20 protein-coding genes are annotated in these 21241 nt (G+C 64.6%); 9 read left to right on the forward strand and 11 right to left on the reverse strand.

Annotated elements, in window-relative coordinates:
• Positions 1-89: 89 nt before the first annotated feature.
• From F8G81_RS02860 to F8G81_RS02880, 5 genes are all read left to right on the forward strand, one after another.
• Positions 90-992, forward strand: coding sequence for a proline iminopeptidase-family hydrolase (locus tag F8G81_RS02860; RefSeq protein ID WP_267277533.1), 903 nt, complete (start codon positions 90-92; stop codon positions 990-992).
• Positions 993-1164: 172 nt separating this feature from the next.
• Complete coding sequence (locus tag F8G81_RS02865) at positions 1165-1974, forward strand: IclR family transcriptional regulator (RefSeq protein ID WP_267277534.1); 810 nt, start codon at positions 1165-1167, stop codon at positions 1972-1974.
• A gap of 219 nt (positions 1975-2193) precedes the next feature.
• Positions 2194-3891, forward strand: coding sequence for a urocanate hydratase (hutU, locus tag F8G81_RS02870; protein WP_267277535.1), 1698 nt, complete (start codon positions 2194-2196; stop codon positions 3889-3891).
• A gap of 1 nt (position 3892) precedes the next feature.
• Entirely contained in the window at positions 3893-5485 is a 1593-nt protein-coding gene (hutH, locus tag F8G81_RS02875; RefSeq protein WP_267277536.1) for a histidine ammonia-lyase, read from the forward strand.
• A 162-nt stretch (positions 5486-5647) separates the two neighbouring features.
• Positions 5648-5884 (forward strand): hypothetical protein, encoded by a 237-nt coding sequence (locus F8G81_RS02880; protein WP_267279383.1) that lies wholly within the window; start codon positions 5648-5650, stop codon positions 5882-5884.
• A gap of 135 nt (positions 5885-6019) precedes the next feature.
• Here F8G81_RS02880 and F8G81_RS02885 read toward each other — a convergent pair whose 3' ends face one another.
• The 4 genes from F8G81_RS02885 to F8G81_RS02900 all read right to left on the reverse strand — a co-directional run bounded on the left by F8G81_RS02885 (position 6020) and on the right by F8G81_RS02900 (position 9762).
• The gene (locus tag F8G81_RS02885; RefSeq protein ID WP_416377096.1) at positions 6020-6277 is read right to left on the reverse strand and encodes a hypothetical protein; all 258 of its coding nucleotides are present in this window, start codon (positions 6275-6277) and stop codon (positions 6020-6022) included.
• Positions 6278-6415: 138 nt separating this feature from the next.
• Positions 6416-7390: a carbohydrate ABC transporter permease gene (locus F8G81_RS02890; protein ID WP_267277537.1), complete on the reverse strand. Its 975-nt coding sequence runs from the start codon at positions 7388-7390 to the stop codon at positions 6416-6418.
• Positions 7387-8373 carry a carbohydrate ABC transporter permease gene (locus F8G81_RS02895; RefSeq protein ID WP_267277538.1) on the reverse strand — a complete coding sequence of 329 codons (987 nt, stop codon included), beginning with the start codon at positions 8371-8373 and terminating at the stop codon, positions 7387-7389. Before F8G81_RS02895 ends, F8G81_RS02890 begins: the two co-directional genes overlap by 4 nt.
• Before the next feature lie 45 nt (positions 8374-8418).
• On the reverse strand, positions 8419-9762 hold the full coding sequence (locus tag F8G81_RS02900) for an ABC transporter substrate-binding protein (protein WP_267277539.1): 1344 nt from the start codon (positions 9760-9762) through the stop codon (positions 8419-8421).
• Positions 9763-10108: 346 nt separating this feature from the next.
• Here F8G81_RS02900 and F8G81_RS02905 point away from each other — a divergent pair, with 346 nt between their 5' ends.
• On the forward strand, positions 10109-10864 hold the full coding sequence (locus tag F8G81_RS02905) for an SDR family NAD(P)-dependent oxidoreductase (RefSeq protein ID WP_267277540.1): 756 nt from the start codon (positions 10109-10111) through the stop codon (positions 10862-10864).
• A gap of 100 nt (positions 10865-10964) precedes the next feature.
• Here F8G81_RS02905 and F8G81_RS02910 read toward each other — a convergent pair whose 3' ends face one another.
• The 4 genes from F8G81_RS02910 to F8G81_RS02925 form a co-directional block, all read right to left on the reverse strand.
• A complete protein-coding gene (locus F8G81_RS02910) occupies positions 10965-11357 on the reverse strand; it encodes a universal stress protein (RefSeq protein WP_267277541.1) in 393 nt (130 codons plus the stop codon).
• A 101-nt stretch (positions 11358-11458) separates the two neighbouring features.
• Positions 11459-13072, reverse strand: coding sequence for a tripartite tricarboxylate transporter permease (locus F8G81_RS02915; RefSeq protein WP_267277542.1), 1614 nt, complete (start codon positions 13070-13072; stop codon positions 11459-11461).
• The gene (locus F8G81_RS02920; protein WP_267277543.1) at positions 13072-13584 is read right to left on the reverse strand and encodes a tripartite tricarboxylate transporter TctB family protein; all 513 of its coding nucleotides are present in this window, start codon (positions 13582-13584) and stop codon (positions 13072-13074) included. Before F8G81_RS02920 ends, F8G81_RS02915 begins: the two co-directional genes overlap by 1 nt.
• Positions 13581-14588, reverse strand: coding sequence for a Bug family tripartite tricarboxylate transporter substrate binding protein (locus tag F8G81_RS02925; protein WP_267277544.1), 1008 nt, complete (start codon positions 14586-14588; stop codon positions 13581-13583). The genes F8G81_RS02920 and F8G81_RS02925 overlap by 4 nt, the downstream gene beginning before the upstream one ends.
• A gap of 265 nt (positions 14589-14853) precedes the next feature.
• Between F8G81_RS02925 and F8G81_RS02930 the strand changes: the two genes are divergently transcribed.
• The gene (locus F8G81_RS02930; protein WP_267279385.1) at positions 14854-16431 is read left to right on the forward strand and encodes a sensor histidine kinase; all 1578 of its coding nucleotides are present in this window, start codon (positions 14854-14856) and stop codon (positions 16429-16431) included.
• A complete protein-coding gene (locus tag F8G81_RS02935; protein WP_267277545.1) occupies positions 16428-17102 on the forward strand; it encodes a response regulator in 675 nt (224 codons plus the stop codon). The genes F8G81_RS02930 and F8G81_RS02935 overlap by 4 nt, the downstream gene beginning before the upstream one ends.
• Positions 17103-17118: 16 nt before the next feature.
• Here F8G81_RS02935 and F8G81_RS02940 read toward each other — a convergent pair whose 3' ends face one another.
• The 3 genes from F8G81_RS02940 to hutG form a co-directional block, all read right to left on the reverse strand.
• Positions 17119-18129 carry a cation transporter gene (locus F8G81_RS02940; RefSeq protein ID WP_267277546.1) on the reverse strand — a complete coding sequence of 337 codons (1011 nt, stop codon included), beginning with the start codon at positions 18127-18129 and terminating at the stop codon, positions 17119-17121.
• Positions 18126-18626: an ABC transporter substrate-binding protein gene (locus tag F8G81_RS02945; RefSeq protein WP_267277547.1), complete on the reverse strand. Its 501-nt coding sequence runs from the start codon at positions 18624-18626 to the stop codon at positions 18126-18128. The genes F8G81_RS02940 and F8G81_RS02945 overlap by 4 nt, the downstream gene beginning before the upstream one ends.
• A gap of 108 nt (positions 18627-18734) precedes the next feature.
• A complete protein-coding gene (gene hutG, locus F8G81_RS02950; protein ID WP_267277548.1) occupies positions 18735-19715 on the reverse strand; it encodes a formimidoylglutamase in 981 nt (326 codons plus the stop codon).
• A gap of 211 nt (positions 19716-19926) precedes the next feature.
• On the opposite strand from hutG, the gene F8G81_RS02955 reads away from it, so the two are divergent.
• Positions 19927-21231 carry a cation:proton antiporter gene (locus F8G81_RS02955; RefSeq protein ID WP_267277549.1) on the forward strand — a complete coding sequence of 435 codons (1305 nt, stop codon included), beginning with the start codon at positions 19927-19929 and terminating at the stop codon, positions 21229-21231.
• Positions 21232-21241 lie beyond the last annotated feature (10 nt).

Below are 21241 nucleotides of genomic sequence, written 5' to 3' on the forward strand. Positions count from 1 at the left end.
CATCGAAGAAGGATATTGACGAGGATGGCGGGCAGGAGTGTAATCGAAGGAAGATGCAGCCCTTTCGTGGGCGTTGTTTTGGAGGCACCGTGCCTGCCCATGTGCACGCGGTAGAAGGTTACGCAGCGGTCCGTGGCGGCCGCACCTGGTACTCGGTTGTCGGTGAAGGCACAGCGGTCCCGCTGGTTACCGTTCACGGCGGCCCCGGCGGCACGCATGACTATCTGGAACCGCTGGAAGCTTTGGCGGACGAGCGGGCCGTTGTGTTTTATGACCAACTGGGTGCCGGCAAATCGGATGCGCCGGAGGATATCAGCCTCTGGACCAACGACCGGATGGTCGAGGAACTGGGCCAAGTCCTCGATACTCTCGCATTCTCGCGGGTCCACCTGCTGGGCCAGTCCTGGGGGACGATCATCGCGGCAGAGTACGCGCTGCGTTCGCCGGGACGATTGGCTGGCCTGGTTTTGTCGGATCCCTGCCTCAGCATGCCGCTCTTCGCCGCCGCCACAGCTGCCCTTCGTGCAACGCTGCCAACCGACGTGCAGGAGGTGCTGGACCGGCATGAGGCGGCCGGCACCATGGACTCCGAGGAGTATGAGCAAGCGGCGATGGAGTTCTATAGCCGCTTCGTTTGCCGCTTGAATCCCTGGCCCGATGCGCTGATGCGCTCGTTCGGCCAGCTGAACCAGTCAATCTATGAGCGGATGCAGGGTCCGAACGAGTTCATCATTTCGGGCATCCACAAGGACTACGACATCACGGACCGCCTCGGCTCCGTGGCCGTGCCGACGCTGTTCATCTGCGGCCGATACGGTGAAACACGGCCTGAGGAGACGGAGTTCTACCGGAGCCTTGTGCCGGGAGCCGAGCTGGTCATCTTTGAGGAGAGCAGCCATCTTCCGCACCTTGAGGAACGGGAGCGTTACCTGGAAGTCCTGCGTGACTTCCTGCACCGCTTCGACCGGGCAACGTCCGAAGGAAAGCCCTGACCACCGCTCGGCGTCCTGCTCAGAATTAGGTATCGGCACCGGCCCAAGGGCGTCTGGCATTCCGGACAGCGATGTATTCTGATGGCCCGGAGGGCGTAGAAACCGGGCCAAAATTAGTACGGTATCCCGGACATCCGCTGGCAGCCTTTGAGGAAAAATTTTGGAGGACAGAATGGCAGGTGCTATAACCATGGCCGAATCGAGGGTGACATCCAAAGTCCCGGCTGCCGAGAATACTTTGCGCATCCTCAAACTGCTGGCGTCCAAGCGGGGGCCCATGGCGGCGTCGAGCATTGCCACCGCTCTGGGACTGCCGCGTTCCAGCGTTTACCACCTCCTGGGGGTGATGGAGGCGAACGGGTTTGTGCTGCACCTGCACGAGGAGCAGCGCTATGGACTGGGCATCAGTGCCTTCGAACTGAGTTCCGCCTACTCCCGGCAGGAGCCGCTGTCCCGGCTGGGCCGGCCGTTGCTGGCGTCCCTGGTGGACGTGATCGGCGAGAGCGCGCACCTGGCGGTGCTGCATGGCCGGGACGTGCTCTACATCGTGGAGGAGCGCGCCAAGAACCGCCCGTCCCTGGTGACCGACGTCGGGGTCCGGCTGCCCAGCCACCTGACCGCCAGCGGCCGGGCCATCCTTGCCGCGCTGCCCAAGTCGCAGGTGCGGGCGCTATACCCGAACGCCGCCGCCTTCACCTCCCGGCATGAGGTGGAGGGCGCCATCATGAAGTACTCGGCGCTGTCCTCGCACCTGGACCAGGTCCGGCAGCGCGGGTATGCAACAGAGCACGGTGAGGTGACGCCCGGCTTTGGCTCCATTGCCGCCGCGGTGACGGACCACGTGGGATGGCCGACGGCGGCAGTGGCGGTGACGTTTCTGGAGGACAAACTGCCCGCTGACCAGTGGCCGGCGCTCGCAGCCAGGGTGCAGAAGGTGGCCGACGAGCTCTCGGTCCGGATCCACGGCCGCCCCGCCAAATAGGCCTGCGCCACCAAGTACCCCTGCCCACCCAACTGACTCGCACTTAACGTCGTGAAACACGCGTTTGACGACGTTATATGCGAGTCAGATGGGGGTATGCGGGTCTGTCTGGAATACCGGACAGCACCCACTGGAAAGCCCTGTTTGCGGCGCCGATGAGGGGCTTTAGTAGATACAGAAGCACTATTACGAACCGCACAAGCAACGAAGGAGCCCCTCATGGCACCCGCCGATTTCACTACCGGTGCCCGCCCGGTCAAGGCAGCCCGCGGCACCGAGCTCACCGCCAAGAGCTGGCAGACGGAAGCCCCGCTGCGCATGCTCATGAACAACCTGGATCCCGAGGTGGCCGAGCGCCCGGATGACCTGGTGGTTTATGGCGGCACGGGCCGGGCTGTGCGTTCCTGGGCAGCGTTCGACGCGATCACCCGCACCCTGGAAACCATGGAGAAGGACGAGACCCTGCTGGTCCAGTCCGGCAAACCGGTGGGCGTCTTCCGCACCAACGAGTGGGCGCCCCGGGTGCTGCTGGCGAATTCCAACCTGGTGGGTGACTGGGCCAACTGGCCCGAGTTCCGGCGGCTGGAGGCTGAGGGCCTGATGATGTACGGCCAGATGACCGCGGGATCGTGGATTTACATCGGTACGCAGGGCATCCTGCAGGGCACCTTCGAGACCTTCGCCGCGATCGCCCGCAAGCTCACCGGGGACGAGAATGGCACCCTGGCCGGAACCCTTACCCTCACCGGCGGCTGCGGCGGCATGGGCGGTGCCCAGCCCCTCGCCGTGACACTGAACGACGGCGCCTGCCTGATCGTGGACGTCGACGAGACCCGCCTGCGCCGCCGCGCCGGCAAGCGCTACCTGGACGAGGTGGAAACAGACCTCGACGCCGCCATCGCCAAGGTGCAGAAGGCCAAGGAAGAGCGCCGCGGCTGGTCCGTGGGCTATGTGGGCAACGCCGCCGAGGTCTTCCCCGAGATCCTGCGCCGCCACAAGGCCGGTGAGCTGACCGTGGACATCGTCACGGACCAGACGTCCGCCCACGACCCGCTGAGCTACCTCCCGGAGGGCATTTCGGTGGAGGACTGGCACCGGGAGGCCGCGGCTGATCCGGAAGGCTTCACCAAGAAGGCGCAGGCCTCCATGGCCCGGCACGTGCAGGCGATGGTGGAGTTCCAGGACGCCGGCGCCGAGGTTTTTGACTACGGCAACTCGATCCGGGACGAAGCCCGCAAGGGCGGCTACCACCGGGCGTTCGAGTTCCCCGGCTTTGTTCCGGCCTATATCCGCCCGCTGTTCTGTGAAGGCCTGGGCCCGTTCCGCTGGGTGGCACTGTCCGGTGACCCCGAAGATATCCGGGTTACCGATGAGGCCATCAAGGAGCTGTTCCCGGAGAACAAGCACCTGCACCGCTGGATTGACGCCGCCCAGGAACGGGTGGAGTTCGAAGGCCTGCCGGCCCGGATCTGCTGGCTGGGCTACGGCGACCGCGCCAAGGCCGGCCTGCTGTTCAACCAGCTAGTCAAAGAAGGCAAGGTCAAGGCCCCCATCGTGATCGGCCGCGACCACCTGGACTCCGGCTCCGTGGCCTCCCCGTACCGGGAAACCGAAGCCATGGCAGACGGCTCCGATGCCATCGCCGACTGGCCCATGCTCAACGCCCTGCTCAACACCGCCTCCGGCGCCACCTGGGTCTCGCTCCACCACGGCGGCGGCGTCGGCATCGGCCGCTCCATCCATGCCGGCCAGGTCTCCGTCGCCGACGGCACCGACCTCGCCGCCCAAAAACTCGAACGCCTGCTCACCAACGACCCCGGCATGGGCGTCATCCGCCACGCCGACGCCGGCTACGACCGTGCGCTAGACGTCGCCAAGGAACGCGGCGTCCGCATCCCCATGAAGGAACAGAAATAACATGACCACCCTCACCCATGAATCACTGACCGTCACCCTCGGCTCCAGCGGTGTCACACCCGAGGACGTTGTGGCCGTCGCGCGCCACAACGCCAGGGTGACCATCTCCCAGGAAGCCCTGGACACGGTGGCCAAAGTCCGCGCGCACATCGATGACCTTGCCTCCAGCGACGTCCCGGCGTACGGCATCTCCACCGGTTTCGGAGCGCTGGCCAACCGGCACATCCCCAATGAGCTGCGCACCCAGCTGCAGAAGTCCCTTATCCGCAGCCACGCAGCAGGCATGGGCCCGGCCGTAGAGCGCGAGGTGGTGCGCGGCATCATGTTCCTCCGCGCCAAGACGCTGGCCTCCGGCCGTACCGGAGTCCGCCCCATTGTCCTGCAGACCATGGTGGACGTCCTCAATGCCGGCATCACCCCGGTGGTCCGCGAGTTTGGCTCGCTGGGCTGCTCCGGTGACCTCGCCCCGCTGTCCCACTGCGCCCTGGTGCTGATGGGGGAGGGCGAAGCGGAAGGGCCCGACGGCGTTACGTTCGGTGGGCGGGGCGAAGCACCGGTGGCGGAGCTGCTCGCCGCACACGGCATTGAACCCGTCACCCTCGCGGAGAAGGAAGGCCTGGCGCTGGTCAACGGCACCGAAGGCATGCTGGGCATGCTCCTGATGGCCATCGCAGACATCCGGCAGTTGCTGACGACGGCGGATATCACGGCCGCCATGAGCGTCGAGGCGCTGCTCGGCACGGACCAGGTGTTCCTGCCCGAGCTCCATGCCGCACTCCGTCCGCATCCGGGCCAGGCAGCCAGTGCGGACAACATGCTCCGGGTGCTCTCGGATTCGCCCATTGTGGCCTCGCACCGGGTGGGCGACTCGAAAGTCCAGGACGCCTACTCGCTGCGCTGCGCACCGCAGGTGGCCGGCGCCGTCCGGGACACCGTTGACCATGCCGCGCTGGTGGCTTCCCGCGAGCTGGCGGCGGCCATCGATAACCCTGTGGTCCTGCCGGACGGCCGGGTGAGCTCCAACGGCAACTTCCACGGAGCCCCCGTCGGCTACGTTTTGGACTTCCTGGCCATCGCCGTGGCGGACCTGAGCTCCATTGCCGAGCGCAGGACGGACCGGATGTTGGACCCCGCGCGTTCCCATGGCCTGCCGGCCTTCCTGGCTGGGGATCCGGGCGTGGACTCGGGAATGATGATCGCGCAGTACACGCAGGCAGGCCTGGTCTCGGATAACAAGAGGCTGGCTGTTCCAGCCTCCGTTGACTCCATTCCCAGCTCCGCCATGCAGGAGGACCACGTGTCCATGGGCTGGCACGCTGCCCGGAAACTGCGCAAGGCCGTGGAGAACCTGCGCCGAGTCCTGGCCATCGAGCTGGTGACCTCGGCACGGGCCATCGATATCCGGGCCCAGCTGTCTGGCGGGGAACTGACCCCGGGACCAGCCGGTGCCGCAGTCATCGCCTCGCTCCGTTCCGTGGTGGAAGGCCCCGGAACCGACCGGTACCTGTCCCCGGAACTTGAAGCGGCTGACCGGCTTGTGGCGTCGGGGGAGGTACGGGCGGCGGCCGAATCCGCCGTCGGGATCCTCGCCTAAAAGGGAATAATCTTCAGTCTGGCTTACTATTTTTGCTGCCTCCCGAAATATGTGTCGACACGGTCGGAGACGGCGCGCGAAGTGTAGTAGAACTGAAGGTGTAGTGAAAGTCACATCAAAGAGGCTGTGGCGCAGAACGTATACAAAGGGGTAGAAGTTCAGATGAAAGCACGTGGGGCAGTCTTATCGAGGCGCAACGCCCATCCGGCCACCATTTCAGACTGGGGAACCCTCAGTCCTGGAGATCGGGTGGAGATCATCAAGCACGCACATGTCGTTGCATCGGGTGAAGTGGAAGAAGTGTCAAAGAGCGGAAACGTGCTCTGGCTTGTGCCGGCCAGCCCGTCCGAAAAGCAGCTCTTCCTGAAATCCGACGGTGTGCAGGTGCGCAGGAGCTAACCCCAAACTGCCGACGCAAAGAAGTCCCCGGCGCCGGGCATCCCCCTTGGAGGAGGAAGCCTGGAGCCGGGGACTTCTTTTTGTGCAGTGGTGCCGTAAAAGCAGTGGTGCCGGAACGGCAGGAGGCGGCGGTTCTTAGGCCGCGATGCTCTCGTACGTCTCGCCGAAAGGCACTGAATCATCCAGTGCCACAATGTACCGTCCGGGGTGCAGCCGGGTGACAAGGATGCCGCACGCGGCGTCCTTGGCGGCTGTCTCGATCAGGGTGGCAACAGCGTTATCCAGGCCTTCGTGCATCTCGTCCGCACTGGAAAAGTGGAGGTCGATGGACGGAAGTTCGGGAGTATCCACTGCCGGCGAACTGGCCACAGGGCGTTCCAAGGTGGTGGTCATAATGGTGAAACTTTCTTCTCATGCGTGCCGGAGTGAGTGTGCCAAGCCTACCGTCACCGGTTTACAAATGTAAGATGTCTGCTGTTTAGCTGTCCCCGCAGGCCGTTTATTAGGCTATCAGTCGGAACGGTTGCGGGGTTATTTCAGGCTGCCCATCGCCACTCCCGAGCGCCAGTAGCGCTGCATGGCCACCATCAGGATCACCATGGGAATCGTGGCCACCAAGGAGCCGGTAATGACCATCCCCGTGAGGTCCACCGTGGAGTCGGTGCCACGCTGCAGCCAGGAATACAGCCCCAGCATCACGGGCCATTTGTCCGCTCCGCGCAGGAACACCATGGGACCGAAGAAAGCATTCCAGGAGCCCACGAAGTGCAGGAGGAAGATGGTGGCGCCGGCTGTGGTCAGCAGGCGGAACGCAATCTGGAAGAAGATCCGGTATTCGCCTGCCCCGTCAATCCGGGCCGCTTCCAGAAGCTCACTCGGAACAGCACCCTCGGCGTAGATCTTGGCCAGATACACCGCAAACGGGCTGAAGAATGCGGGGATGATCATGGCCCAGATGGTGTCGTAGAGGCCCATCTGCACAAAGAGCAGGTAGGACGGAATGGTCAGCAGGGCGCCGGGAATCAGGAACGAGCCGATGATAAAGCCCATGGTGGTGCCCTTGCCCCGGAAGGAGTACATGGCCAGCCCATACCCCGCAGCCAGGGAGACCAGGGTATGGCCGATGGAACCGGCAAACGCATAGAGGGTGGAGTTCCACATCCAGACTCCGAAGATGCCGTCCTGATAGGTGAAGAGGGAGGACAGGTTGTCGAACAGGCTGAAGTTGGCGAACCACATGGCGTCAGTGGTGTACAGGTCTTCTTTTGTCTTGGTTGACGAAACAATCAGCCACCATGCGGGACCTATGGAATATAAGGCGAACAGCACCAGGCCGATGATGACAGTAAGACGGGAACCTCCACGCTTGCCCGACAGTTCGGTGGAGTCAGCGGCCGCTTCTGCTTTTCTTTGCAGCCGCCGTTTTTGGCGGCTGGCCTTGGGTTCCATCTTTGGGGTGTCTTCTTCAGGGCCGGTTGCCTTGGAGCGGATTGAAGTGAGGGTCATGAGTCGACCTTTTTCGTCAGACGGTAGATGAGCACTGAAGCTACCCCCACCACGGCGGCGAGGATGATGGACTGGGCGGCCGCGTAGTTGAGGTTTCCAACCTGGAATGCCTGGTTGAAGATCACCATGCTGGGGGTGAAGTCCTTCGTGATGGTTTCCGGAGAGATGGACCTGAAGAGCGTCGGCTCAGCGAAGATCTGCAGCGTTCCGATGATTGCGAGCAACCCGGTCAGCACAAGGGATGTCTGAACATAGGGCACCTTGATGGAGAGGGCTATTCGAAGCTCGGAAGCCCCGTCAACCCTGGCGGCATCGAAGATCTCCCGCGGCACCGCCTGCAGGGCCCCGTAGAGGATGAGCATGTTGAAGCCGATGGCGCCCCAAACCGAGAGGTTGCCAATGGACACCCAAATCATTTCGCCGCTGAAGAAGTCAACATCCAGGCCGAAGAATTTCAGGACAGGCGTCAAAGGGCCCACGATGGGGCTGTAGAGGTAGATCCAGATCATCGTCGCCACAATCCCCGGAATCATGTAGGGCACCAGCAGGATCAGGCGGAACCTGTTGGCCACGCGCCGTTGTACGGCATCAATGAGCAGGGCAAGCATGAGGCTGACCACTTGCGTCACTGGGACGATGACCACGGCATAGATGCTGACCCGGAGCATCGATTCCCAAAAAACCGTGTCCACGAGCCCGCGGGCAAAGTTGTCAAAGCCGGCGAAACTGACGGTTGGGGTGCCGAATCCGAGTCCCGTGGTCTTTGAGGCGTACAGGCTCTGGGCCAGTCCGACTACCACGGGAAGAAGGGTAAAAACGGCGAAGCCAACTACAAACGGCCACGTGAACGAGGCGCCCTTGACCCGTTGGATGCTGCGCCACGACCAGCGGGGAGACGCGGAGCTTCCTTGTGTCCGTGCCGGCCTGGAAGGCTCCTGCCTTTTGCCGTCTAGGGTTTTACGGACTTCTAAACTGGAAGACATCCGCGTCTCCTCTCTGTAGCGGATCTCCGAAGAGAACCGGGGTAGTTACTTGCTGACCTCGTACTTGATGCCCTTGGTGTCCAGGTCCTTGGTGATGAAGGTCTGGACGTTGGCCATGGCCTCCTTCAGGGTGATCTGCTTGGCCATGGCCTTGCCCCACTGGTCCTGCATCTCGGGGAACCAGGCGTCGTAGTTCGGACCGCGCTCGAACTTGCCAACGGCTGCATTCTGGGCCTTGGCGATGACCTTGCCTACCTCGGCGGCGGGCTGGTCTCCGAAGATCTTGTCGGGGACCACGTCGTCGGTGTATTCGGACACGTCAGCCAGGTGGGCGGGAACTCCAATTGCCCCGGTCTTCTTGTTTCTGCCGGCTTCGATGGCTTCCTTGGAGCTGGCTACCCAATGGACGTATTCGATGGCAGCGGCGGGGTTTTCGCAGCCGACCGGAACGAAGCCGGGATCTGCCATGCCGGAGCTAACAAACTCCTTGGCACCCTTGAACTGAGGAACGTCAACTGCTTCCCACTGACCGAGGGAGGTTTTGAAGTTGGTCTGGTATCCGGCCATTGACCACCAGGCGAGAGGAACCGTGGCAAGCTGGCCACTGTCAAAATAGGAGTACAGGGCCGGCCTGTCCTGGTAGGTCTGGTGGGCTACGAGGTCGTTGTCCACCATCTGCTGGATGACGTCCACGGCCTTCATGGTGGCGTCGTCCTGGAGGTTGACTTTCCACTTGTCCCCATCGATCTCGAACCAGCTGGCACCGGCCTGCTGGGACATCTGCAGGAGTGTTGAGGGGTCTTCTCCGGCGAGGTTCATCACCGTCACACCATGCTTCTTCAGCTCCTTGCCGGTGGTGACAAACTCTTCCCACGTTTTCGGAACGGCCAGTCCGTACTTCTCATAAACGGCCTTGTTGGCCATCATGAACGTTGCCGAGGGTCCCGCCGGGAAGCCGAAGAACTTGCCCTCAACCTGTGCAGCCGCCTGCGCGCCCTTGCTGTAAACGTCCTTGATCGGCTCTACGTACTGGGTGATGTCCTGGGCCCAGCCGTTGACCAGCGTGGTGGCCATGGGCCCGATGCCCGGCAGGTAGCAGGGGATGTCCTTCTTCGACTCCATGACGTTCCTGAAGTTCGTCTGGGTGGCCTTGAGGCTGGCCTGAAGAACGTAGTTAACCGTGATCTTGTCCTGGCTCTCGTTGAACGCGGCCACCACGTTCGGGGTGGATTCGGCGTCCCAACCCCAGACATCGATGGTGACCGGGCCGGAGTCGGCTGCGGGAGCGGCCGCCGGCGTCGGGGCGCCGCCGCAGCCTGCCAGGAGGCCGATTGCTGCGGCCGCTGCCGAGATGGACAGCGCTTTCCGCTTGGTGTTTTTCAGGCTCATCTGTTCACTTCCTTGTGGTGTTTCTTCGGGTGGAGACTGTCGCGGGATGGTTTTATCCGGCAACTGGCCTGCCGCCTCGCCGCCTACTTGCCTGCAGCGAGGAAAACGTTATCCTTGCCGCTGATACTGTCACGTGATGGCCCCCACATTCAAGACCTGAAGCCGAGTTTCTTTTCCTGCCAGGCGTCATTCGCCCACTATTTAGGAAATCGTTATCCTTGTGGGTTGCCAAGGATGGCCGGCGGCAGGAACAGGGGGAAACTTCGTAGCCTTCCCCTCTTGATCACCCGTCATCCTTCGAAGCACCATCAAAGGGGAACCGTCCAAGTCAAGAGAGGGCAGGCGCATGACCGAGCTGCAGGGCCTGGTGGCCATCGTGACCGGAGGGTCCTCCGGCATCGGCGATGCCGTCGTCCGGCGGTTTCAGGCGCTCGGCGCCGAAGTGGCGGCCCTGGACCGCCACCCTGGCCGGTCCGCCCCCGGCGCTTTCCATGCCGTTTGTGACGTGGGCGACGACGCCTCCGTCCATGCCGCCGTCGGCTCCGTCGTCGCGGAGTTCGGCCGGCTGGACATTGTGGTGAACAACGCTGGCGTGGGCGCCCAGGGCACCGTGGAGGACAACACTGATGACGAGTGGCACAGGGTGTGGGACGTTAATGTCGTTGGGATGGCCCGGGTCAGCAGGGCGGCGCTTCCGGCGCTGCGGCAGTCAGCCTCCGCTGCCATCGTGAACATCTGTTCGGTGGCGGCTACGGTGGGCCTTCCCCAACGGGCACTGTACTCAGCCACGAAGGGCGCCGTGCTGTCCCTGACCCGGGCCATGGCAGCGGATCACCTCCGCGAAGGGATCCGGGTGAACTGCGTCAATCCCGGCACCGCGGATACACCCTGGATCTCCCGGCTCCTGGACTCTGCCCCGGATCCCGCTGTGGAGCGCGCCGCCCTTGAAGCCCGCCAGCCGCACGGCCGGTTGGTGTCGGCGGATGAGGTGGCCGGGGCTGTTGCGTACCTCGCCAGCCCGCAGTCCGGCTCCACCACCGGTACATCAATAACGGTCGACGGCGGCATGCAGGCCCTGCGGTTGCGCGCGCTTCCGCATTAATGAAGTTGCCTGACACAAAAAATCCGAGGCTTGTCCGCAGAACCGCGCCGTGAAGGCGGGGAACCGCGGACAAGCCCCGGATTAGTCGGAGCGGGCGGACCTAACTGGCCTTGACCGCCAATACCGGGCAGTCCGCCTCCAGCAAAATGCGCTGCGACGTGCTGCCCATGATCAGCTTGCCCACCGGCGTGCGGCGGCGCAGGCCGATCACAATCAGATCGGCATTGTGCTCCTCCGCGGCATCGAGGACCTCCGCTGCCGCGTCATGCCCACGGACCGGCTGCTTGATCACGTGGTCTATTCCCTGGGTTGCCAGTCGGTCCTCGATGCTCTGGATCTCCGGCTCCTGGGCGTATCTGTTGTCCACCAGGGCATCGCCCTTGGACGAATTGATGACCAGCAGGGTGGTGCTGTTTTTCCGGGCCTCCAGAATGGCCTGGGTCAGCGCCGCTTCGCCCTCTGGTGTGGGGACGTATCCCACCACGATCGTCATGGTTGCTCCTTGTGGTCAGTGGTCAGTGGTCAGTGGTAAGTGGTCTGTGGTTTGGACTGTTGTTTCCTCCCACGAAGGCGGGAGGCTGGGGCCCGGACGTACTAGCCGCCGTCGCCCCCGTCACCGCCATCGCCGCCACCGTCGCCGCTGTGGTGTGTGTCCGCCCGGCGGCCGCTGGCCACGTCCGTCGGCTCGTTTCCGCGGGTGGCGTTTGCGGACAGGAGGGGAGCCGGGCGGTTGCGGCGGTACAGCTTGAACAGCAGCGGCCAGGCCAGGATGATCGCGATGAGGATGTAGGTGCCCACGGCAATCGGCTCGCTCCACAGGCCGGCGGGGTCACCGGCGCTGAGCTGCAGGCTCTTGCGCAGCTGGCCTTCGATCCGCGGCCCAAGGATAACGCCGAGGATAAGCGGCAGCACGGGGAGGCCGAAGCGGCGCATCATGAATCCCAACGCGCCGAGGGCCAGCAGGAGCACCAGGTCGAACGCCTGCAGGTTCACCGAATAGGCGCCCAGCGTGGCGAAGAAGAGGATGCCTGCGTAGAGGTAGGGCCGGGGGAGCTGCAGGAGCTTGGCCCACAGCGGCGCGAGCGGAAGGTTGATCAGCAGCAGCAGGAAGTTGCCGATGAAGAGGCTCGCGATCAGTGCCCAGACCAGGGGTCCCTCGTTGGAGAACAGCAGGGGTCCTGGCTGGATGCCGTAGGACGTAAAGGCTGCCAGCATCACGGCAGCCGTGGCGTTGGTGGGCAGGCCCAGGGCCAGCAGCGGGGTCATGGTGCCGGCGGCCGCAGCGTTGTTGGCTGCCTCCGGCCCGGCCACACCCTCGATGGCGCCCTTGCCGAACTCTTCGGGGTGCTTGCTGAGGCGTTTCTCCGTGACATACGACAGGAACGTGGGGATCTCGGCGCCGCCGGCCGGAAGTGCACCGAACGGGAAGCCGTAGGCCGTTCCGCGGAGCCAGGGCTTCCAGGACCGCTTCCAGTCCTGTTTGCCCATCCAGGGACGTCCCACCGGGATGATCTGCAGCGGGTTGCGGCGCAGGTGCGCGGCAACCCAAAGTGCCTCGCCCACCGCGAAGATGGCCACTGCCACCACCACGATGTCCAGGCCGTCAGCCAGCAGTGGCTGGCCGAAGGTGAGGCGCCGCTGGCCCGTCACGGAATCCATGCCGATCAGGCCGATCGCCAGCCCCAGGCCCAGGGAGGCGAAGCCCCTCAGGCGGGATGAGCCAAGGACGGCGGTCACCGCCAGGAGGGCGAGCACCATGATGGCAAAGTAGCTGGGCGCTCCGAGGCTGACGGCGAACTCCACCACAATGGGTGCGCAGACGGCGAGCAGAGCGGTGCCGATGGTGCCGGCAACGAATGAGCCGATGGCCGCCGTCGCCAGGGCCTGGGCGGCCCTGCCGGCTTTGGCCATCCTGTTGCCTTCGATGGCCGTCACCACTGACGACGATTCGCCCGGTGTGTTGAGCAGGATGGAGGTGGTGGAGCCGCCGTACATGCCGCCGTAGTAGATGCCGGCGAACATAATAAACGCGCTGGTGGGTTCCAGGGCATACGTGACCGGGAGCAGCAAGGCCACCGTCATGGCCGGGCCCAGGCCCGGGAGGACGCCGACGGCGGTGCCCAGCAGCACACCGATGACCGCGTAGAGGAAATTCATGGGGGTCAGGGCGGTGGCAAAGCCGTCCATGAGGGAGGAGAAGACGTCCATCAGAGAATCCCTTTCAGGAGGCCTGCGGGCAGCGGAATACCGAGGCCCAGGTAGAAGCCGTAAAAGGTGATCACGGAGAGGGCCAGGGAAATGATGCCGTCACGCACGTAGTGCCGGCTCCCCAGTGCCCAGGCGCTGCCCCAGAACAGGATGGTCCCGGAGATCACCCAGCCTGCCAGGTCGATCAGCAGGATGTTGGCCACGAAAGCTCCCACCAGCGGCAGGACCGTCTTCCAGTCGGCCGGGTGGGTCAGGTCCACGTCCTCGCCGCCTTCTGCTTCGCCCTGTCCGCCGCGCAGCACGTTGATGGCCAACAGCACTGCACAGACGATCAGCATGGCGGACACGATGTACGGCAGGGTCTTGGGTCCCACCGGATCCGACTGCGAGTACGGGGTTACCAGGGCGATGGCGTCCAGCAGGACCAGGACGCCCACCACTCCGAGCAGGAGGGCTACCCCCAGCTCGGAGCGGCCTTTGAGCCTGGAGGCCAAAGTTGGGGAGGAGCTCACGCCAGGCCAAGCTTCTTGAGGACGTCCGCCACCCGCTTGTCCTGGTCGGTCAGGAAGGTTTTGAACTCATCGCCGGTGATGAAGGCGTCAGTCCAGCCATGGGTCTTGAGTGCTTCCTTCCAGCCATCGGTGCCGTGCATCTTTTCCAGGGCTGCGATCAGCTTGGTCTTGTCGTCCTCGCTGATTCCCGGAGGAGCCACGATGCCACGCCAGTTGGTGAATTCCAGGTCGATGCCGGATTCCTTCAGCGTGGGTGCATCCACGCCCTCCAGCCGCTTGGAGCCGCTGGTTGCCAACACGCGGACTTCACCGGACTGGATCTGCTGCATGTACTCTCCGGCGCCGGAGGCTGCGAAGCCAACCTTGTTGCCCAGGATGGCCGGGAGAAGGTCTCCACCGCCGTCGTAGGATACAAAGTTCACCTTGGTGGCGTCGATCCCCACGGCTCCGGCGAGCTGCATGGGCAGCAGGTGGTCCGGGCCGCCGGGGGAGGAGCCGCCGCCGACGCTGATGGAACCGGGGTCTGCCTTCCAGGCTTTGACCAGGTCATCGATGGTTTTGTATTGCGAATCCTTGTTGACCATGATGGCGCCCGGCTCTTCAATGAGCTTGGCCAGGGGGGTGGTTTCGGTCAGTTTGGACTCGGACTTGTTGGTGTAGCTCGCACCCACCACGCCCAGGCCCATCAGCATGGTGAGATCGCCGTTGCCCTTCTCGTTGACGATGCGGGCCAGGCCAACCGTTCCGCCTGCCCCGGCGAGGTTGAAGACCTCAGTGTTGGTGGCCACCTTCTCGTCGTCGAGCACCTTTGCTGCGACGCGGGCGGTGGTGTCGTAGCCGCCGCCCGGAGTGTTGGGGACCATGATCTGGAGATTGGTTACCGGGCCGGCAGCAGCGCCGGGGCTGGCGGTGTTGGTGGAGCCCCCGGTGGCACCGCAGCCGGTGGCCATCAGGGCGATGCCGGCGGCGACGGCGGCGACTCGCATTGCGCGGATCTGGCGCATGGTGTTCCTCTTCTCGTTGGTAAATACTCGTAGAAACTGACTTGTGCTCTGATGCTAGGCCTGGAAGTGACCCGAATCACTCTTATGTACGCAGAAAAAGTTAAGTTCATTGCGTTCACGTTTCCGGCGTCCCACCCCCTGAGCCGACGCGGTATAGTTCCGGTAGCCAGCGCGGAACCACGGCCCAAGGCGGATTTCCACGTCACCCACCGCCGCATCTGCGAAAACATCAGAGGAAACAACAACAGTGACTCGACGAAGAGGAATGTCCCTCGCTGGGCAGTACCTGGTTCTGCAGTTGCTGATAGTCCTGGCCGTGCTGGTGGCTGTTGTGGCCATCTCGCTGGCACAGTCAGCCGCCGCCTTTGAACGGATCGAAGGGCGCCGGGCGCTGTCCGCGGCCGAATCCCTGGGCAGCAACCCCACAGTCCGTGCCTTGCTGCCGTCAGCCGAGCCGCGGGCCGGCGCGGCGCTTCCGGCCGTGGTGGAGACCGTCACCACCGTTTCCGGGGCACCCCAGGTGGTGCTGGCCAAAATGGACCGGACGGTGGTTGCTTCCTCTGACCCGGGCCTGCTGGGCCAGCCGCTGGAACTTGGCGGAAGCCGTGTGCTGGAAGGCAGGGCCTGGACCGGGGTGGTGGGCGGATCCGGCAGTGCTTTCCTGTCAGCCCACGTCCCCGTCCTGGACGACACCGGAAAAATGATCGGCATCGCCTCCGTCAGCCGGAACTACCCCTCCACGTTGGAGCGGCTGGGCGACGCCATCCCCAACCTGCTCACGTACCTGGGGGTTGCCAGCGTGCTGGGCGTGGCCGGCTCACTCCTGTTGGCCCGCCGGGTAAAGCGGCAGACGCTGGGCATGGAGCCGAGCGAAATCACCGGGCTGGTGGAGAACCGCGAGGCCATGCTCCACGGCCTGAAAGAAGGCGTGGTGGCGCTTGATCCGCACGAACGTATCACCGTGGCCAACGACAGCGCCCGTGAACTGCTGGGCCTGCCGGCAGACTGCGTGGGCAAAAAGGTGGGCGCGCTCGCGGTGGACCCGGCGCTGAAGGAAGTCCTCACACGCGACCAGCCGGGCCCTGACCGCCTGGTCCTGGTGGGCGACCGGATGGTGGTGCTGAACCGCGTCCCCATCCGTTCCCACGGCCGGGACATCGGCTCTGTGACAACGTTGCGCGACCGCACCGAGCTCTCCTCCCTGGAGCGCGAACTTGGTGCCACCCGGACCGCCACCGACACCTTGCGAGCCCAGGCGCACGAGTTCGCCAACCAGCTCCATGTGATCTCCGGGCTGATCCAGATCGGTGAGTACGATTCGGTGGTCCAGTTCGTTAATGGCGCCACGGTGGACAGGACCCGGCTGAACGATGAAGTGACCAGCCGCATCGAGGACCCGGCGCTGGCGGCCCTCCTGATCGCAAAATCCAGCCTTGCCACGGAACGCGGCGTGGCCCTCCAGCTGGACCCGGACTCAGCGCTGGGGCGCATTGACGATGACCTTTCCCGGGACCTGGCCACCGTCGTCGGGAACCTGGTGGATAACGCGTTCGACGCCGTCTCCGGGCTGGCCGGGGCCTCGGTCCGGGTGCTGGTGGAAGAGGAGGACCACGCCGTCACCGTGACCGTCCGGGACTCCGGTCCGGGCGTGGCCGCCGGAAACGTCGAGGAGATCTTCCGGCAGGGCTTCACCACCAAGGGGACCGGCCCCGGGGGCGGCCGGGGCTTTGGACTGGCGCTCTCGCGGGTGATTTGCCGGCGAACCGGCGGTGACCTGACGGTGGCCAATGACAACGGAGCAGTCTTCACCGCACGGCTGAATCAAAGGAGACCACAGCCATGATCAAAGTCCTGATAGTCGATGACGACTTTATGGTGGCGAAGGTCCACGCGGGATTCATCCAGCGCACGCCGGGATTTGAAGTCGTCGGCGCGGCCCACACGGGCGCCCATGCGGTGGCTGAAACGGCCCGCCTGATGCCGGACCTGGTGCTGCTGGACATTCACCTGCCGGACATCAACGGGCTGGACCTGATGCAGAAACTGCGCGACGTCGCCCCCGAACTCGATGTCCTGGTCATCAGCGCTGCCCGCGAGGTGGAAACCGTCCGAAAAGCGCTGCGGGGCGGTATTGTCCACTACCTCATCAAGCCCTTCTCACAGACGGATCTCCAGGAACGCCTGGAGCATTACCGCAACGCCTATCAGAGCCTGGATTCGTCAAAGGATGTGGCGGAGCAGTCTGACGTCAACCGGGTTTTTGGCCTGGACCGGAGCGAGCGGCCGCTGCCCAAGGGGTGCAGCATCGAAACCCTGAAGCTGGTGGAAGCGGCCCTGCAGGAGGCGGACGGGGACCTCTCGGCCGCCGAGGTTGCCGTCCTGCTGGGCACGTCCAGGGTCAGTGCACGCCGGTACCTGGAGTATTTGTACGACGTCGGCGAACTGGAGGTCCGGCTCAGATACGGAGCGGGACGGCCCGAACGGCGGTACGTCCTCAAGGGAGCCGAGGCGTAGGCCACAGGTTCGACACTCAGCGCTCACCGCCGGAGGTGGGTCCGGGCAGGAACTCCGACGGAAGTTCAGCGACCGGGACCAGGACCATGTCCTGGACCTTCCAGTCCATCCCGATGCAGGCAAGGCGGGCAGCTTCGAGCTGTTCCAGGGTGGGCATCCGGCCTGCTGCCGGGACCACAAACGATTCCACATGGAACACGTGGCCCTCATCCCGGATCCTGGACTGGGCACTCTCGGTCCAGTCCAGGCCGCGAAGGTACTCGTCCAGCCGGCGCCCAATCGGGTGCGGCTCGGCGTCGTCGTACGTGCGGGCCCGTTTGTCCATCAGGGCAGAGACGGCGGCGCGGGTGTTCCGGAAGCCGTCCTGCAGGATGCTGGCGGAGATCAGCAGGGCTGCGGCGTAGTCCGCCCACCACAGGCCAAGGCCGATGCCGGCCACCCCCACCGCGGCGGCAAGAGCGGTCATCCAGTCGGCTTTGTTCATGTCGGCGTCGGCGTACAGGACCTTGTCGTGCAGCTTTTCCGCCAGTTTCATCTTGACCCGGCCCAGATAGATGGGCGGGACGGCGGTGAAGATCATGGCGCCAATCATCAGCCAGCCAAGCCAGATTGTCTGGCCAAAGAAGTCGAAACCGCCGATGGTGGGGTGCTCGTTGCCCAGGAGTCCGATGGCCGAATCCACAATGAGGTAGGCGCCCATCACCGTGAGCGCCACAGCGGCCACCACATGGGCGATCCCGACGGCGCGGTGGTACCCGTAGGGATGTTCCTCGCTGGGGCGCTTGCGGATCACGCGCGCGGCCAGCAGGAAGGCCAACGGCGGCAGGAAGGACAGGACATCCTCCACCCAGGCGGCCTTCATGGCCTGCGAGTTGCCCAGCACGGCGAAGACCAGTGCGGTGGAGACAGCCAGGAAGCCGATGGTGATCCATTCGAACTTCACGGCCCTGCGGAGCGCCTCCCGCTGTTCGTCCGGCAGCTTGGTGTGGCCAAAGCTTGCGGCCCGGCCGTTCTTCACGGTGGTCATTGTGCGGCCCCCGCTTCCTTCAGGAAGCTGTCCAGCTCCAGCAGGAACGCATTCTCACCCATGGGCACCAGCATCACGTGCCTGTGCCGGGAGCCGTGGCCGTCAACGGATTCGGTGTACGGCATGGTCAGGCCGGCATGCGTGGACCAGGGAGTCTTGTCGTCAAGGCCGCCGATCACCAGGTCAAGGTTCCCGCGCTTGAGGTCTTCGGCCAGGACGTACTCCGTGCCGGACACCCAGTCGATCTCCGCTCCCAGCTTCGCGGCGAAGCGCCGCACCAGCTCGGCCTCGCTGCCCTGCACGTCCTCGTCGCTGACGTCGCCGCCGCCTGAGGAGACCTCCACCCAGTCCGCGTTGGAGCTGGCACCAACCCGAAGGGTGCCGTCCGTGACCCGGCCCAGGGTTCCCGACGGATCGGCAGGATAGGCGGTGCCGCAGCCGGTGAGGGCCAGCGCGGAGAACAACGCCAGGGCTGCTGAACTGCGCGGATATCTCATGATGGCCGGCTCCTTCGCGTGCAGGTGTCCATAAACTTCATTAGACAGCCTACTTAGCTTGTTCCAGCGGTTTGGCCAACACAGCGGTTTGGCAGCGCAGTAGTTTGGCTAGCGCAGCAGGGTGTTCACCAGCCGGGCCGCAACCTTCGCCGTGCGGGAGTCGATGTCGAACTCCGGATTTAGCTCGGCGACGTCCAGGTGCAGCAGTTTTCCGCTCGCAGCCACCTGCCGGCAGACGGCGCTGATAACGGCCAGCGGAACACCATAGGCTGCCGGCGCGCTCACGCCGGGGGCCACCGACGCCGGCAGCACGTCAAGGTCGATGGTCAGGTACAGCACATCCACCCGTTCCAGGAACTCCGCCACAAACGCCTGCACGCGCGCTTCCGTGCACTCCTCGTCCAGCAGGTACTGGACACCCAGCCGCTTGGCTGTGCCAAACAATGCCCGGGTATTGTTCGGCTCTGAAATTCCGACGACGGCGTACCGGAATTCGCGCCCCGCGGCGGCTTCTGCTTCGGCCATCTGCAGGAACGGGGTGCCCGAACTGGGCACTGGTTCATCGCGGAGGTCGAAGTGGGCATCCAGGTTCAGGATGCCAAGCCTCTGGCCGCCGCGGACGGCCTCGGATCCGGCGAGTCCCAGATAACTGGCGAAAGCTGTCTCGTGTCCGCCGCCCAGAACTACGGTGAGGCGGCCGGCGTCGAGCATGGCAGCTATTGCCAGCCCCGCACGTGCCTGGCCGGCCTCCAGGGCGCCGTTCCGGACCTCCATGTCGCCGGCGTCGGACACGGTGCGGTCCAGGTGGAAGGCCAGCGGGCCCAGGGCGCCGCGGATTGCGGCCGGGGCCAGTGCCGCGCCGGGGCGGCCCTTGTTCCGCCGGACGCCTTCGTCGCTGGCAAACCCCAGAAGCACGGCCGGGCGCTCCGGCCCACCCGCCTGGGGGCTGGACGGCGTTGCCGGGAAGGGTTCACCGGGTGCCAGCGGCGAAACTGCCTGCCACCAGCGCCGGTGCTCCCCGCCGTCGCCGTCGAACCTCCCGCTCCAGGGCCGGGGTGGGACGTCAGCAGTGAGTGCGGGAAATGGCATAATCCAAGCTCACCGCATACCTGGGGCAAAAGCGAGCGGCGCCGCCGTGGCGGTGTCTGGAATTCCGGAAATGCGTACCGGAACCGGCGGGCTTACCCTGTGGGCCGTGGCCCTAACTATTGTGCATCGTCAGGCGCCGGGGGATTCTGGGGAGGGCAATCCCGCCCACGGGCCATCACCCGCCGGAGACCAGACAGGCCGGAGCAGCACCATGTTTGAAGCCCCCAGTATCCTGTTCGCGGCAGCCGGAGCCGCCGTCTTTGTCGCCGCAATCCTCCCCAAGATCCTGCTCAACGTCCCGTTCTCGATGCCCATGGTGTTCCTGGGCGCCGGGATGGTGGCCTTCGCCCTGATTCCCACACTGCCCGATCCGGATCCTGTCCTGCATGGCGATTTCACCACCCACCTGGCGGAAATCTGCGTCATCATCTCCCTGATGGGTGCGGGGCTGGCCATCGACCGGCCGTTCGGCCGCACCAACTGGGCCACTACCTGGCGGCTTCTGGCGATCGCCATGCCGCTGTGCATTGTTGTCCTGACGCTGCTGGGCCTCTGGTTCCTGGGACTGGGGCTGGGAGCTGCCCTGCTGGTCGCTTCAAGCCTGGCACCCACGGACCCCGTACTGGCATCCGAGGTGCAGGTGGGCGAACCGGCCGACGAACCCGACGATGCGGACAAGGAGGACGAGGTCCGGTTCGGCCTGACATCCGAGGCCGGCCTGAACGACGGCCTTGCCTTCCCGTTTGTGTACCTGGCCATAGCCATCAGCATCGCGGGAGCGTCGCCGTCGGAGTGGTTGCCGGCCTGGTTGGGGATCGATGTGGTGTGGCGGCTGACCATCGGGGTGGTGCTGGGCTGGGGTATCGGGAAACTGCTGGCGCTGTTGTTCTTCACGGCGCGGAAGGAAAGCATCCGTCTCTCAAACCATTCGGAAGGGTTCGTTGCCCTGGCCGCAACGTTCCTTGCTTATGGACTAACGGAAATGATCGAAGGCTACGGGTTTATTGCCGTTTTTGTCTGCGCGGTGACCATCAGGGCTGCCGAGCACACGCATGGCTACCACCGGGTGCTGCACTCCTATGTTGAACAGCTGGAGCGGCTCATGACGGTGGTGATCCTGATCCTGCTGGGCGGCGCAATCGCCCGGGGCCTGCTCGCCGACGTCGGTTGGCCCGAGGTGTTCGTGGCGTTGGCGTTCCTGCTCCTGGTGCGGCCGCTGGCAGGTTGGGTGGGACTGCTGGGCGGCAAGACAGGTCCGCGGGAGCGCATCGCCCTGTCCTTCTTCGGGATCCGCGGGATCGGTTCCCTCTACTACCTTTCCTACGCGCTGGGAAAAGGACAGTTCGCCGGCCAGGCCGAGGAGCTGTGGGGGATCGTCGGGCTGGTGGTTGCACTGTCCATCGTGATCCATGGGGCCACCACGTCGCCGCTGATGAACCGGCTGGACCGGCTTCGCGAACGGCGCGCGCTGGCGGAATCCGGTGACGAGGGGAAGGCGCCCAACACTCCGGTCTGAGGAGCCCTGC

This window comes from Arthrobacter sp. CDRTa11 (assembly GCF_026427775.1).
In the GTDB taxonomy this organism is placed as follows: domain Bacteria; phylum Actinomycetota; class Actinomycetes; order Actinomycetales; family Micrococcaceae; genus Arthrobacter.